15 protein-coding genes and 1 riboswitch are annotated in these 14,250 nt (G+C 71.3%); of the genes, 6 read left to right on the top strand and 9 right to left on the bottom strand.

Features of this window, described 5'->3' with window-relative positions:
* Window positions 1-36: 36 nt before the first annotated feature.
* A complete protein-coding gene (locus VGN18_RS11500) occupies window positions 37-1,377 on the bottom strand; it encodes a geranylgeranyl reductase family protein (protein ID WP_327539828.1) in 1,341 nt (446 codons plus the stop codon).
* A gap of 312 nt (window positions 1,378-1,689) precedes the next feature.
* Entirely contained in the window at window positions 1,690-2,058 is a 369-nt protein-coding gene (locus VGN18_RS11495) for an FKBP-type peptidyl-prolyl cis-trans isomerase (RefSeq protein WP_327539827.1), read from the bottom strand.
* A 74-nt stretch (window positions 2,059-2,132) separates the two neighbouring features.
* Here VGN18_RS11495 and VGN18_RS11490 point away from each other — a divergent pair, with 74 nt between their 5' ends.
* The 5 genes from VGN18_RS11490 (at window position 2,133) to VGN18_RS11470 (ending at window position 5,016) form a co-directional block, all read left to right on the top strand.
* On the top strand, window positions 2,133-2,615 hold the full coding sequence (locus tag VGN18_RS11490) for a GNAT family N-acetyltransferase (protein WP_327539826.1): 483 nt from the start codon (window positions 2,133-2,135) through the stop codon (window positions 2,613-2,615).
* Window positions 2,616-2,866: 251 nt separating this feature from the next.
* Window positions 2,867-3,247 carry a cupin domain-containing protein gene (locus tag VGN18_RS11485; RefSeq protein WP_349259890.1) on the top strand — a complete coding sequence of 127 codons (381 nt, stop codon included), beginning with the start codon at window positions 2,867-2,869 and terminating at the stop codon, window positions 3,245-3,247.
* 11 nt (window positions 3,248-3,258) lie between these two features.
* Window positions 3,259-3,876, top strand: coding sequence for a PaaI family thioesterase (locus tag VGN18_RS11480; protein ID WP_327539824.1), 618 nt, complete (start codon window positions 3,259-3,261; stop codon window positions 3,874-3,876).
* The gene (locus VGN18_RS11475; protein WP_327539823.1) at window positions 3,873-4,688 is read left to right on the top strand and encodes a L,D-transpeptidase; all 816 of its coding nucleotides are present in this window, start codon (window positions 3,873-3,875) and stop codon (window positions 4,686-4,688) included. Before VGN18_RS11480 ends, VGN18_RS11475 begins: the two co-directional genes overlap by 4 nt.
* A 43-nt stretch (window positions 4,689-4,731) precedes the next feature.
* Entirely contained in the window at window positions 4,732-5,016 is a 285-nt protein-coding gene (locus tag VGN18_RS11470) for a DUF427 domain-containing protein (RefSeq protein ID WP_327539822.1), read from the top strand.
* 66 nt (window positions 5,017-5,082) lie between these two features.
* On the opposite strand, the gene VGN18_RS11465 is transcribed toward VGN18_RS11470, so the two are convergent.
* The 3 genes from VGN18_RS11465 to VGN18_RS11455 all read right to left on the bottom strand — a co-directional run bounded on the left by VGN18_RS11465 (window position 5,083) and on the right by VGN18_RS11455 (window position 8,237).
* The gene (locus tag VGN18_RS11465) at window positions 5,083-5,730 is read right to left on the bottom strand and encodes a sulfocyanin-like copper-binding protein (protein WP_327539821.1); all 648 of its coding nucleotides are present in this window, start codon (window positions 5,728-5,730) and stop codon (window positions 5,083-5,085) included.
* Window positions 5,731-5,841: 111 nt separating this feature from the next.
* Window positions 5,842-6,864, bottom strand: coding sequence for a C40 family peptidase (locus VGN18_RS11460; protein ID WP_327539820.1), 1,023 nt, complete (start codon window positions 6,862-6,864; stop codon window positions 5,842-5,844).
* Between the two features lie 39 nt (window positions 6,865-6,903).
* A riboswitch (cyclic di-AMP (ydaO/yuaA leader) is annotated at window positions 6,904-7,083 on the bottom strand.
* A gap of 161 nt (window positions 7,084-7,244) precedes the next feature.
* Window positions 7,245-8,237, bottom strand: coding sequence for an LLM class F420-dependent oxidoreductase (locus VGN18_RS11455; protein ID WP_327539819.1), 993 nt, complete (start codon window positions 8,235-8,237; stop codon window positions 7,245-7,247).
* A gap of 144 nt (window positions 8,238-8,381) precedes the next feature.
* Between VGN18_RS11455 and VGN18_RS11450 the strand changes: the two genes are divergently transcribed.
* Complete coding sequence (locus VGN18_RS11450; protein ID WP_327539818.1) at window positions 8,382-9,197, top strand: DUF1295 domain-containing protein; 816 nt, start codon at window positions 8,382-8,384, stop codon at window positions 9,195-9,197.
* Here the strand turns inward: VGN18_RS11450 and VGN18_RS11445 are convergent.
* Genes VGN18_RS11445 through VGN18_RS11430 form a run of 4 tightly spaced genes read right to left on the bottom strand, consistent with a single transcriptional unit; the run spans window position 9,190 to window position 14,203 of the window.
* Entirely contained in the window at window positions 9,190-10,725 is a 1,536-nt protein-coding gene (locus VGN18_RS11445; protein WP_327539817.1) for a class I adenylate-forming enzyme family protein, read from the bottom strand. The genes VGN18_RS11450 and VGN18_RS11445 overlap by 8 nt on opposite strands.
* A 2-nt stretch (window positions 10,726-10,727) precedes the next feature.
* Entirely contained in the window at window positions 10,728-11,135 is a 408-nt protein-coding gene (locus VGN18_RS11440; RefSeq protein ID WP_327539816.1) for an SgcJ/EcaC family oxidoreductase, read from the bottom strand.
* On the bottom strand, window positions 11,132-12,832 hold the full coding sequence (locus tag VGN18_RS11435; protein WP_327539815.1) for a class I adenylate-forming enzyme family protein: 1,701 nt from the start codon (window positions 12,830-12,832) through the stop codon (window positions 11,132-11,134). The genes VGN18_RS11440 and VGN18_RS11435 overlap by 4 nt, the downstream gene beginning before the upstream one ends.
* A gap of 33 nt (window positions 12,833-12,865) precedes the next feature.
* On the bottom strand, window positions 12,866-14,203 hold the full coding sequence (locus VGN18_RS11430) for an ABC transporter substrate-binding protein (protein ID WP_327539814.1): 1,338 nt from the start codon (window positions 14,201-14,203) through the stop codon (window positions 12,866-12,868).
* Window positions 14,204-14,250: the final 47 nt, after the last annotated feature.

Below are 14,250 nucleotides of genomic sequence, written 5' to 3'. Positions count from 1 at the left end.
GTCCCAGTGCGGGACGCCGTTCTCGACAGGGCGTCACTAGCGGATCGCCGGGGTCAGCCGGGTCAGCACGTTGATCACCCGGTCGGACAGATCGCCGTCGTGCGGGTCGGTCAGGTTGGCCAGCAGCTTGAGGACGAACTTCATCAGGCCCGGGTGGGGCAGGCCGTGGCGGGTGCACGCGCGCATGACCGCCGGGTTGCCGATCAGCTTCACGAACACGCCGCCGAGGCGGTAGTACGAACCCCACTCGTCGGCCATGCGGTCGGGGTAGGCCTCGAGCGCCCGTTCGCGGCTCGGACCGGCCGGCCGGGCGAGCGCCTGCACGACGGCCTCGGCCGCGTAGCGTCCGGACTCCATCGCGTACGGGATGCCCTCGCCGTTGAACGGGTTCACCGAGCCGCCGGAGTCGCCGACGAGCAGCAGCCCGCGCAGGTAGTGCGGCGTGCGGTTGAAGCCCATCGGCAGCGCGGCGCCGCGGGTGGGACAGGTGGCGTTCTCCTCGCGCAGGCCCCACTCCTCGGGAGTGTTGTCGAGCCAGCGGGTGAGCAGCGCGCGGTAGTCGGTCTTCTGGAAGCCGGCGCTCGAGTTCAGCACGCCGAGCCCGGCGTTGACCGTGCCGTCGCCCATGCCGAAGATCCAGCCGTAGCCGGGCAGCAGTTGCGACTCGTTGGGCTTGCCGTCCCACAGTTCCAGCCACGACTCCAGGTAGTCGTCGTTCGTCTTGGGGCTGATGTAGTAGCGGCGGACGGCGACGCCGAGCGGTCGCTTGTCGTTGCGGTGCACGTCGAGGTGCTGGGCCAGCTTGCCCGAGACGCCCTCGCAGGTGATGACGATCGGGGCCCGGAAGCTGACCGGCTGCTTGTCGGCGGTGCGGCCCTTGACGCCGACGACGCGGCCGGTGGCGTCGAGGATCGGCTCGGTGACGCTCGTGCGCTCGTAGAGGCGCGCGCCCGCCCTGACCGCCTGGTTGGCGAGCATCGCGTCGAGGTCCGCGCGGGGGCGGACCAGGCCGAACGGCGGGAAGCTGGTGAGCTCGGGCCAGTCGAGGTGCAGGCGCTGACCGCCACCGATGACCCGCAGGCCACGGTTGTGCAGCCAGCCGTTGCTCTCGCTGACATCGATACCCATGTCGACCAGGGCCCGGGTGCCGCGCGGGGTCAGCCCGTCGCCGCAAACCTTCTCGCGGGGGAAGGACGTCTTCTCGACCAGGGCGACGTCCAGCCCCGCGGTGGCCAGCCAGTACGCGGCGCTGCTGCCGGCCGGGCCGGCGCCGACGACGATTACGTCGGCGACGTTCGCGTCGTCGGGCGCGATGCTCGCCGGACGCGGCTCGGCGGGGTCGTCGCCCGTCGGGGCAATCGTGCCTGGCGCCGACATGGCCGCTCCCGTCTTGGCTGGGCGGTCGGACGCCGGGGTGGTGGCGTTCCGCGGGCTGCGCGGCCGACCGCTGAAGGGCTTGGGGGACTTTGTGAATCCGTTCACGAGCAGTACGGACCGAGTCTAAACCTCGATCAGGCCTGCCGTGTCCGCATCCCCGACGGCGGTCGGCCACCCGACTTGTTCCGCTTCAGCCGCGCCCGGTCACCCGCCGCGCGACCTCGTGGGGCGGCTTCGGCGATCATCATGGTCAGGCGGCGCCGGGCACCCGTCCGGGCATGAAGATCGACTGGGAACGACGCCCCGCGCCGGTCAGGCCTTGACCGCGAGCAGGTCGATGACGAACACGAGGGTCTGGCCGGAGAGCCGGTGCCCGCCGCCGGCCGGGCCGTAGGCCTTCTCCGGCGGGATCGTCAGCTGGCGGCGCCCGCCGACCTTCATGCCGGGGATGCCCTCCTGCCAACCCTGGATCAGGCCCTGCAGCGGGAACTCGATCGACTGGCCGCGGTTCCATGAGGCGTCGAACTCCTCGCCGCTCTCGAACTCGACGCCCACGTAGTGGACGTCGACCGTCGCGCCGGGCACAGCTTCGGCGCCCTCGCCGACGACGATGTCCTCGATCTTCAGGTCGGTCGGCGGCTCGCCGCCGGGGTACTCGATGACTGGCTTGGAAAGAGACATGCCTCCATCCAACACGAGTCGCCCCGTCGGCACGGAGCTACCCGATCAACCCCGGGCCACTAGCGTCGACAACCGTGCCCACCACCGACCGTCGCGTGCGCGACGCCGCCGCCGCCGACCTCGACGCCGCCACCATCTATCGCATCATGGCGCTGCGCAGCGACGTGTTCGTGCTCGAGCAGCAGTGCATCTACCTCGACCTCGACGGCCGCGACCTCGAACCGGCCGTCCGGCACGTCTGGGTCGAGGCGGCGGACGGCGAGGTGCTGGCAACGCTGCGGGTGCTGCCCGAGCCCGACGGCACCGTGCGCATCGGCCGGGTGGCGACGGCCGCGAGCGCCCGCGGGCAGGGCCTGGCCGCCCGCATGCTCGAGCGCGGTATCGAGCTGTGCGGCGACCGCCCCGTCGTGCTGGCGGCGCAGTCGCACCTGACGCGGTGGTACGAGGGTCTCGGGTTCGTCCGGGCCGGCGACGACTTCGTCGAGGACGGCATCGATCACACGCCGATGCGGCTCAGCCGGAACCCAACACCCGGCGGCGCGTCCGCGACGACATGACCGACCGCTCGGACATCGAGCTCAAGATCGAGCCGGCCGACAGGAACGAGCCGATCGACAGCAACGACAGCGCCGAGCCGATCGACCCGAGAGCACCGAACCCACGGAGCCGATCGACAGCACCGACCCTTTGCACCCGATGCACAGGAACGAGTCCTGCGACCTGATCGACCATCGGGAACCGTTGGCAGCGTCCATCGCCCCATCCTGGCGCATATCCTGACGCGGTGCTCGAGCCGGAATCGCTGTCCATGGCGCCCCATCCCGAGGGTGGCTGGTACCGCGAGACGTGGCGTCACGAGCTGATCACCGAGACGCCGCGAGGCCCCCGCCCGCTGTCGACCTGCGTCGCCTTCCTGCTGCGGCCGGGCGAGCGGTCGGCCTGGCACCGGGTGGCCTCGGCCGAGCTGTGGCTCTGGCAGGGCGGCGGCCCGCTGCTGCTCACCGTCGGCGGCCGCGACGAGAGCCCCGTCGGCGACTTCAGCTGCGAGCTGCGCGAGGGCGGCCAGTACCTCGTCCGGCCCGGCGAGTGGCAGACCGCGGCACCGGCCGGCGACGAGGCGGCGCTGGTGGCCTGCATCGTCTCCCCCGGCTTCGACTTCGCCGACTTCGAACTGGCGCCCGGATCATGAACGACGATCGCATGTCGCCCTGGCCGGACGGCGACATCGACTGGTACCGCCAGCACGACAGCCCGCGCGGTGGCGCCGAGTACGCCGAGCTGCACCACGCGCAGCGGCTGCTGCAGGACCGCCTCGCCGGCGCGGCGCTGCCGCCGGAGGTCTCGAAGGACGTCACCGAGCGGCTGCTCGAGCTCGCCGACGAACTGGCCGCCCACCAGGTCGCCGAGGTCGACCGCTTCGACAGCTGGCGCCCGGACCTGCCCGGCCGAGGCCACCCGCTGCTGCCGCCCTTCGTCATCGACGCCGAGACCGGGACCAGCCTGTCGGGCCGGGTCACGTTCACCCGCTTCCACCTCGGCGGCAACGGCGCGGTGCACGGCGGCACGCAACCGCTGCTCTTCGACGACCTGCTCGGTCGGGTCGCCAACCGCCATCAGTCGGGCATCGCCCGCACCGCGTACCTGACCGTCAACTTCCGGAAGGTGACCCCCGTGGACGTCGAACTCCACTTCGACGCGACCCTCGACTCGCTCGAGGGACGCAAGCGGTTCGCGTCCGGTCGCCTCACCGATGCCACCGGAGCCGTGCTCGCCGAGGCCGAGGGGCTGTTCATCCGGCTGCAGGCGGGCCAGCAGTGAGGCGCCGGATCGCCACGGCGCTGCTCGCGGCCGGCGCGGCCCTTGCCTCGTTCGCGGTGCCGGTCGCGGCGTCGGCGGCGACCCTGCCGTCGAGCCTGCGGGCCGGGGCGTCGCTGCCCGTCGGGCAGCGACTCACCTCCACCGCGCACTCCTACTACGCGGTCGTCCAGCGCGACGGCCGGCTCGTGGTGCGCACCGTGGCGACGAATCGCTATGTGTGGGGCACGGTCGCGACCGGCCGCAACGCGGTGCTGTCCCTCGCGACCAACGGATCGCTGTACGTGCGGCAGGGCGGGGTCACGCGGTGGAACCCGCGCACGGCCGGTTCGGGCACGTCGGACGTGCTGACGATGGGCAACGACGGCGTTCTCGCGCTGACCTCGGGCGGCGCGCTCGTCTGGTCGACCCGGCTGCCGAACGCCTGCCCGCTGAGCCGCGGAAAGACGATCGTCGTCGACATCGGCGAGCAGTCCGGCCGGGCCTGCCAGGCGGGCCAGCAGATCCGGGCCACCTGGGTGACGACCGGCATGTCGGCCTACGGCTACGGCACGCCGACCGGCACCTGGCACGTGTACGCCCACACCCGCGACACGACGCTCCACCCGGCCACCGGTGGGGCCTACCCGGTGAAGTACTGGATGCCGTACAGCGGCCCGTACGGCTTTCACGACTCGTCCTGGCAGACGTTCCCGTACGGCAGCAGCCGGTACCGGACCGGCGGTTCGCACGGCTGCGTCCACACTCCGTTGTCGATGATGGCGTGGCTGTTCGCGTGGGCCCCGAACGGCACCCGGGTCACGATCCACACCTGAGCCGACGCGGGAATAGCGCTCCGGGTCGCGAAATTGTCCAGGTATGGCTACCGCAACCTGGAACGGCACGGTCATCGCCGAGAGCGACGACACCGTGATCGTCGAGAACAACCACTACTTCCCGCGCTCGTCCGTGCGCGACGACGTGCTACGCGACTCCGCGCACACCAGCGTCTGTCCGTGGAAGGGAACCGCGTCCTACTTCTCGCTCGACGTCGACGGCGCGACGAACGAGAACGCCGCCTGGTACTACCCGGAGCCCAAGGACGCCGCCGCCGAGATCCGCGACCGCGTCGCGTTCTGGAAGGGCGTCACGGTCACCGCTTAGACGCCTTCCCCTCCGGACGACCCCAGACTTCCTCGCGAGAATGGGTCCGCGAGAGGGGAAGCGGACTCAGGTGACGTCGAGCTCGGCGGACATGCCGGCGCGGTAGTGGCCGGCGAGGTTGCAGACGAGTTCGTAGCGACCCGGCGTCAGCGTGAGCGTCACCCAGCCGGTCGAGCCGGCCCTGATGCCGTCACCCGCACCGGCGGCGCACGAGGCCGACACCTCGCCCAGGCCGCCGGTCTCGCTCACCTTGCCGTCGGCACCGACCGGGCGCGTGCCCGCCGGGCCGGTGAGCGGCAGGACGACGAGTTCGTGGCTGATCGTGCCGAGGTTCGCGGCCACTATCGACACCGGGCCGGCGGGCACGGTGTCGACGCTCGTGACGAGCCGCATCATGCCGCGGGTCCAGGTCGGCCACTGGGACTGGTGCATCGCCGAGCCGCCCATGCCCACGCTGCCGCCGCTCATCATCGACCCGTGCATGCCGGTGCCGCCCATGTTCATCAACCGGGTCGTCACGACCGTGCCGGGCAGGCTCGCCGGGGCCGAGCAGGCCGTCGACGACGAGTCGGAGCGGAACGCCCCGGTCGCCCCGGCGACGGCCACCACCGCGCCGGCGACGAGCACGACCGCGCCGCCCGCGATCAGGGCGACCCGGCGCCCGGAGGCAGGTCGCGGCGGACCGCTCGGGGCGCGGTCGTCGAGCGTGGTCATCGGCGTCCTCTCGTCCCACCCATCGTCGCGGGCGGGGACGGGGACGGCAGGGTGCGGAGGTCCGCACCCGCCTGGGCGCAACGTCCCGTGGGGGTCGGGACGTTGCGCCACTCAGGCGAGCCGAGTTGCCCCGGCGAAGTCGCTGCGGTAGTCGGACTCGTTGACGATGCGCACGTTCTCGCCCGGCTGCGGGGCCGACACGGACTGGCCGTTGCCGATGTAGATCTCGACGTGGCTGAGGTCGCTGTAGAGGAACACGAGGTCGCCCGGCTGCAGCTGGTCGAAGCTGACATGCGTGCCGTAGTTGTACTGCTGGGTCGACTGGTGGGGGATGCTGACGCCGGCCGACGCCCAGGAGGCCATGGTCAGCCCGGAGCAGTCGTAGGAGTCGGGCCCGGCAGCGCCGTAGACGTAGGGCTTCCCGACCTGGGCGAGGGCGAAGTCGACGGCCTTCTGGGCCGCAGCACTGCCGGCGTGGACCTTGATCGTCGAGCCGGTGGACGCCGAACTCGAACCCGACGAACTCGACGAGGCCTTCAGCGTGGCCTGGTGGCGGCTCAGGTAGGCCTGGCGCTGCTGCTCGGTCAGCGTGGCCAGCAGGCTCGTCAGCCGGTCCGTCTCGGCCTGCACGGCGTCCCGCTGGCCCTTCAACGCCTTCTCCTGCGCGGTGGCCGTGCGCAGCGCCGAGTCCTGCTCGACCCGCGCGGCCTCGGCCTGGCTGCGGGCGGCGGTGTACGCGTCGACGATCGAGGCGGCCCGGCGCGACAGCATCGCCTGGGTGTCCATGCCGTCGATGTACTGCTGGGGGCTGCGGCTGGTGAGGATCGCGCCGGTCGAGGCCGACGGGCCGTCCTCGTACTGCGCCTGCAGCAGGGCGACGAAGTTCTCGTGCGCCGCGCTCGACTGCCGCTCGGCGGCGCCGGCCCGGGCCTGCGCCTGGCGCGCGGCGGTGCGGGCGGTGGTGAGGGCGATCCGGGCGCCGTTGTACTTCTCGGCGAGCACCTCGGACCTGCGGGCGAGCGTGTCCAGCTGCGCGGTGACCGAGGCGACGGTGGGGGCCGGAGCGGCCGAGCCGGTCGACGGGACCAGTGCCACGAGGGGGACGAGCGAGGCGATGACGACCGCCGCGCGCACGCGACGAACCGATGACTGCAGGACCACGGCTGGTGTTGCTCCTTCTTCCGCGACGCCTACCGGGTTAGCTGACGGGTTCGGGCCAGAAGATGCCCTACAACACGGCGAAGGAGCGGGTCTCGTCCCCCGTCGCGCCGATTCACCCCATGGGACCTGGGTCCCCGGTTCACGACGACGCCGCCTGGAACGACGTCGACCGCAATTCGGCCTGTCCATTTGGTGACAGTGAGGTCACGGTCGAGTAACCAAACAGACTCAGGACACGCTACAAGGCCGGAGGGCCCCTGCCAAACCCCCACGCGGACGTCGGACCGGAGGTCCCGGAACCGCGGGGACGACAACGATGTCCGGAGTCGATCTTGCGGGTTCGGCGAGGCGTTCTACCGGCCGTCCGCCGCCCAGCGGCCCGCGATGTCGACGAGGACCTCGAGCGTGTGCGCACCGGCGGGATCGTCATCGGTGGCCGACGGCACGACGACCAGGTCGTCGACCCCGGCGGCGAGGTAACTGCGCATGCGCGCCTCGACCGCCACGGCGTCACCGACCAGCCCGACGACCTCGTTCAGCTCGGCCGGCACGCGGGCGAGGAGGTCGGCCGGGTGCGGGCGGGTGGCGGCGTACTCGCACAGCGCGCCGAAGCCGGCCCGGGTGAACATCTCGGCGTACCCCGGGGCGGCGAGGTAGCCGACGACCGAGCGGCGCAATTGATCGACCGACGCCGCTCCGGGGTCGACCGCGGCAGCAGCCCAGAGCGCGACCCGGGGCCGCGGTCGGCCGATCCGCTCGCACGCGCGCTCGAAGGCGGCGACGAGCTCGCCGGCGAGGGTCGGGTCGACGAGGTTCAGCACCAGCCGGTCGGCGTGGGTCGCCGCCACCTCGAGCGCGCGCGGGCCGAAGGCTGCGACGACGAGCGGCGAGCGCGGCGCCGGCAGGCGCAGTCGATACCCCTGGGTACGGACGACGTGTCCGTCGACGTCGGCCTTCGCGCCGTCGAGCAGGGCGCGCACCGCCCGCGCCGACTCCTCGAGCGCCTGCCCTGAGCGCGACCGGTCCCGCCCGTGCCAGCCCTCCACGACGACGGTCGACGACGTGCCGAGCGCGACCTCGACCGGTCGCCCGGTGATGGCGGCGACCGAGGCCGCCCCCATCGCGATCATCATCGGATCGCGCACGGCGACCGCGAACGGGCCGAGCACGAGCGAGCTGGAGCGGAAGGTCGCACCGATGTGCGCGCCGAGCGCGAAGGCGTCCCACGTCGCCATCTCCCCGATCCACACGGCGCGGTACCCGAGCTTGTCGGCGAGCGCGGCGGTGGTGATCACCTCGTCGGCGGGGCGGTCCTGCCACAGACCGAGCGACACTTCCAGCTGCATCGCTTCTTACTACAGCAAACAGAGTCACCTGGACAAGAACAGTCTTCGACTTACCTGACCTGCTTGCCATTGCGCTTACGCGGTACTACAACTAACGCAGTCACTTCGACGGTTCGACCAGCTGGAGGCAAAGTCGTGGGTGCCGTGTCATGGACGCCTCTGGTGATCGGTCTCGGCGTTGCGGTGGTAACCATCGCGGCGCTGATGGGCGTGACGCTCGCGCTGTCGCTGAAGCAGGCGAACTGGTCGATCATCGACACGTTCTGGGGCCTCGGTTTCGTGGCCGTCGCGATCGTCGGCTTCGGCGTGACCCTCGGTCACGGCGACCCGGGACGCCGGCTGATCGCGCTGCTCGTGCCGGTGGTGTGGGGGCTGCGCCTCGCCGGCTACATCCACTGGCGCAACCACGGGCAGCCCGAGGACCCGCGCTACACCGCGCTCATGCGGCGGCGAACCGGCCCGCTCGTCCCGTTCGTCGTCAAGACCATCTTCTGGGCCCAGGGCTGGGTCATGTGGATCGTGGCCATCCCCATCACCGTGGCCCTGGTCGAGCACGAGCCGCCGAACGCGATCACCTGGATCGGGGTCGCGCTCGCCGCGATCGGATTGTTCTTCGAGGCCGTCGGCGACCTGCAGCTCACCCGCTTCCGGGCCGACCCGGCCAACGCCGGGAAGATCATGGATCGCGGGCTGTGGGCCTGGACCCGGCACCCGAACTACTTCGGCGACCTGTGCGTCATGTTCGCGTTCTGGCTCATCGCCTGCGGCGCGTGGATCGGTGTCGCCACCGTGTTCGCGCCGGTGCTGATGACCTACATGCTGGTCAAGAAGACCGGCAAGCGGATGCTCGACCGGCGCCTGGCCCGCACCCGCGGCCCGGCCTACGTCGAGTACGCCGCCCGCACGAGCGGGCTCGTCCCGCGGCCGCCGAAGAAGCGGGCGCCGACGTCGGTCAGCTGAGCTCGCCGGCGGCCCACCTCCGTCGCAGTTCGGGCTTGTCGACCTTGAGGCTGGCCGTGCGTGGCAGGGCGTCGACGAAGACCACCCGGGTCGGCTTCTTGTACGACGCGATGCGCGCGCGGGCCGCCCCGATGACCGCCGCCTCGTCGATGCGCTCGCCCACCGCGACGGCCACGACGGTCTCGCCCCACCGCTCGTCCGGGACGCCGATGACGGCGATCTCGGCCAGCCCGGGCACGCCCGCCAGCGCGGCCTCGACCTCGGCCGGGTACACGTTCATGCCGCCCGACACGATCATGTCCTTGGCCCGGTCGGTCACGTAGAGGTACCCGGCGGCGTCGAGGTGCCCGATGTCGCCGGTGCGCAGCCGGCCGTCGACCACCGCCTCGGCGGTCAGGTCGGGGCGATTCAGGTAGCCGACGAACTGGGTGTCGGAGCGCACCGTGATCTCACCGGTCTCCCCCGCCGGCAGCTCGCACCCGTCCGGCCCGACGATGGTGACGTCGGCGATGTGCACGCAGCGGCCGGCGCTCGCATAGACGTCCTCGGCGGCGCAACCGGGCGACCAGTCGTCGGCCTCGGTGCGGGTCACCGGGGCCCCGGTCTCGGTCAGGCCGTAGGACTCGCCGAAGCGAGCCCCGACGGCGTCGACCACCGCCCGCAGCACCGGCGCGGGGATCTGCGAGCCGGAGTGGATGGCGCTGCGCAGCGTCTCGAGCACCTGGGGCCGGCGGTGCACCTCGTCGACGAAGGCACCGGCCAGCGGGGTCGGCACGTAGGTGACGTGCGAGCGCTCGGCCAGCATGCGGTCGAACCACTCGTCCGGCGCCAGCCCGGCCATGAACGAGATCTCGCCGCCGAGGTACAGGTGCGGCAGCAGCACGCCCCAGAGTCCCGCGACGAAGGACAGCGTGCCGGTGAACGCGCACCGGCTGTGCGGGCGGAAGTCGAAGTGGGTCGGCATGTGCCGCAGCGCGCGCAGCATGGTCAGCTGCGAGTGCATCACGCCCTTGGGCGTGCCGGTCGTCCCGCTCGTGTAGCCGACGATCGCGAGGTCGTCCGGCCGCCGCGGGGTGGAGGGGACGCCGGCCGGCGCGTCGGACAGCAGGTGGGCCCAGTCGTCGTGCCTCCCGGCGGCCCGCTCGCCGATGGCGACGCCCAGCTCGGGGGTGGCGACGGTGTCGACCTTCGACGCGAGCGCGCCCGCGTACACGAAGGCCCGGGGGTCGGCGTCGGCGAGGACGGCCTCGATCTCGGGCGCGGCCAGCCGGTCGTTCACGTGCACCGCGACGAAGCCGCCTAAAAAGCAGCCGACGTAGGCGGCCACCGACTCGGCCCGATCGGCGACCATGAGCGCGACGCGATCGCCCGGGCGGACCCCGCGCCCGGCCAGGGCGTTGGCGAACCGGGCCGCTTGATCGAGCAGCTCGGCGTGCGAGGTCTCGGCCGTGCGGGTGCGGATCGCCGTGGCCCGGCCGCCGCGGCACAACGCGGCGGCGAGCACGCCGCCGAGGGTCTCGGTCGTCACGATCAGTGGGCGGGGGCGGCGAAGTCCTCCTCGACGCCCATCCCGCGCAGCAGCGTCGCGCGGTCGTAGTACTCGAGCCATTCGGTCACCCGACCGTCCTCGACGGTCAGGATGCCGACGACCGGCACCTCACCGTGGTGGCCGTTGACGTCGAAGTCGTCGACCCGCTCGACGAACACGCGACCGTCGATCACGCCGATGGCCTTGATGTGCAGCTGGATGCGCTCCAGCCCCTGGTGCAGGGTGTCGAGCCGCTCGGCGAACGCGGCGCGGCCGACCACCGGCTCGCTCATGACGCTGTGCAGCACGCCGTCCTCGGCGAACAGCGAGGCGACCCGCTCCCAGTTCTGGGCCGACCAGGAATCGAGGATGTCGCGGACCACCGCGATCTTGGCGTCGTCGTCACTCATGCGAGCAGCTCCTGTCGTAGTTGGCGTTTGAGGATCTTGCCGACCGGGTTGCGCGGCAGCTCGGCCCGCACCTCGATGCGTTCGGGCAGCTTGTAGGACGCGATCTGCTGGGCAGTCAGGTGATCGACGACGTCCTTCAGCGTGATGGTGGTGCCGGGCTTGGGCACGACGACCGCACACACCTTCTCGCCCAGCACCTCGTCGGGGTAGCCGACGACGGCGACCTCGGCGATGCCCGCGTGGCTGGCGATCAGCGTCTCGAGCTCGGCCGGGCCGATGTTCATGCCGCCGCGGATCACGAGGTCCTTCGCGCGATCGACGTAGCGCAGGTACTCGCCGTTCGGGCCGTCGATGACGAACATGTCGCCGGTCTTGAGGAAGCCCTCGTCGTCGAACGGGCTGGCCGGGCTCTCGGCCGGGTCGTCGGCGGCCACGTACCCGGCGAAGAGGCTCGGCCCCTTGAGCCGCAGTTCACCCGCGACGCCGGGCGCGGTGATCTCGGTGCCGAGCTCGTCAACCAGCTTGACCGTCGTGCGCGCCGCGGCCGGAAAGGTCCATTCGACCCCGCTGCCGTACCGCGGGAAGAACGCGGCCCGCTGCGCCGGGTCGGTCATCAGCTTCACGTCGGTCATCAGGGCGATGCCCTCGTTGGAGCCGAAGTAGTTGATGATCGAGATGCCGTGCCGCTCGTGCCAGCCGCGCACCATCCACTCCTGCAGCGGGGCCGACCCGGAGCCGATCTGGCGCAGCGAGGAGATGTCGCGCCCGGCCAGCAGCTCCTCGCGCTGCAGCAACAGGGCCAGCAGTGCGGGCGGGGCGACGGTGTAGCTGATCCGCTCGCCCTCGATCTGGGCGATGAAGTGTCCGAGGTCGAACGGCTGGTGCTGCACCAGCAGGCAGCCGACCCGCAGCCACGGCAGGAACATGCCGTTGATGCCGGCCATGTTGACCATCGGGAACGGGTTGAGCAGGCGCGAATCGCTGGTGAGATCGGGCGAGTAGACGGTGTCCCAGCTCATGACGAGCCACTCGTAGTGCGCGCGGGGCACGCCCTTGGGCCGGCTCTCGGTGCCCGACGTCCAGCAGATCGTGATGCAGTCGTTCGGGTCGACGGGATGGGCCTCGACGTACGGCTCGACCCCCGACGTGTCGACCTCTCCCGCCGGTATCCGTACCGCGCCCTCGACGGTGCTCGGGCCGAAGTGCAGCACGGTCCGCAGCGACGGCACCTGGGGCGCCAACGCCACGACGTCCTCGGCGACCGACCGCTTGAGCACGCGGTCGGCGGTGAGGAACGCCTTGATCCGGCCGATGTTGCCGAGCTCGACGATCTCGTGCTGGCGGTACTGCACCGGCATCGGGGAGACGATGGCCCGCACCCGCCAGGCGGCGAGGTAGGCGACGGCCAGTTCCACGATGTTCGGCAGCTGCACCGCCAGGACGTCGCCCTCCCCGACCCCGTTGTCGAGGAGGACGGCGGCCAGTCGGTCGACCTCGCGGTCGAGTTCGGTCCAGGAGAGCCGCCGGTCCGGAAGATCGACCAGCTCCGGCTTGTTCGGTGGGTCGGCGATCGCGAGCGCGTCCCCGCGCTCGGCCATCCGATCCGCGAACAACTGCTGCACGGTCTCGTCGCTCCACCAGCCGCGGCTGGTGTAGTCGGCCACCCTCTCGGGCGGATGCATCTTCCGGCTCGGCACGGCCGTCCCTCCTCACTCGTCGGCCCGCGGTACCTACTTCAGGCTGATGACCTCGCCGTCGGCCGAGAACGTCTTCGTCGCGGCATCCCACACCGTCGTCTGGAAGCCGGAGAAGCCCACCAGCTCGGTCGCCGTGCTGTTCCAGGTGATGCCGTTGATCAGCATCGGGCTCGCGTAGTCCTGGTTGCGGGCCGCCTTGATGACGTTCTCGTGGGTCAGGCCGCCGGGCATGGCCGCGGCCTGCTTGAGCGTGTTGATCGTGAGGTCGGCCGTCGTCCAGCCGGCGACGGTGATCGTGTTCGTCTTGTCCGCCGTCTTGACCTGCGAGAGGTACTCGGTGACGCCGGGGTCGCTCGCGAGCTTCGGATCGCCCGGGTTCTTCAGATAGGACGGCACGACGCCCTTGTCGGCCGCGGCGCCGGCAGCGATGTACCCGGTCTCGTCGGCACAGTTCGACGGGTTGATGACCAGCTTCGGCTTGAACCCGATGCGGGCGAGCGCCTGGACGTCCGGGCCGCAGTCGTTGGTGATGCCGGCGATGTAGACGACGTCGGGGTTCTTGGCCTTGAGCTGGGTCGCGGCCGCGTTGGGGTCGGTCGACGGCGCGATGACGGCGATCTTGACGTTGGTGCCCTTCGCCGCCTTCTGGAACGCGTCCGACTCGCCCTTGCCCGACGCGGTCTGGTTCTCGGCGATGCCGACCGTCGCCCCGTTCGGGAACTTGGACTGGATCAGCTTGACGTCGTACACGCCCTCCTTGTCGGCCGAGGGCAGGAACTGCACCGTCCAGGGGTACTGGCTGATGTCGCGGTACTGCGCAACCGACGAACTCGGGTACAGCAGCGGCACGCAGGCCGCGTTCTGCGCGTCGGCCATGGCGCCGGTCGAGCCGCTGCCGAAGGTGACCAGCGAGTCGACCTTGTCCTGCTGCAGGAACTGGGTGACGTTCGCCTTCGCGCGGTCAGGGGTGAACGCGTCGTCCTTGTAGACGACGTCGAGCTTCACGCCGCCGATGCCGCCCTTGGCGTTCTCGGCCGCAACGCGCGCCTTGAAGCCGTCGGTGGCGTAGGTGACGACGCCGGCGACCGGGCCGGACAGCGGCAGGCTGTACCCGATCTTCCAGCTGCCGGTGATCTTCTTCTGGGCCGCGGCCGGGTCGTCGCAGTTGTCGAGGTTCACCTTGAAGGCGCCGGTGTCGGCCGCGGCGCTGGTCGAACCGGCCGGGGTCGAGCCGCCGGAAGCCGTGTTCGGCGCGGCGCTCGACGTGCCACCGCTCCCGCCGCTGGAGGAACAGGCACTCAGGGTGGTGATGGCCGCGACGAGCGCGGCGAGCCCGGCGATCCGGGGACGCGATACAGCGTGAGTCTTCACCGATGGAGACCTTTCTGCGGAACTGACGTGGATGGCGGACGGATTCG

It is taken from the genome of Jatrophihabitans sp., assembly GCF_036000465.1.
Taxonomy (GTDB): domain Bacteria; phylum Actinomycetota; class Actinomycetes; order Mycobacteriales; family Jatrophihabitantaceae; genus Jatrophihabitans.
Note: the sequence above shows the minus strand (reverse complement) of the source record. Positions and strands in the feature narration are given on the sequence as shown.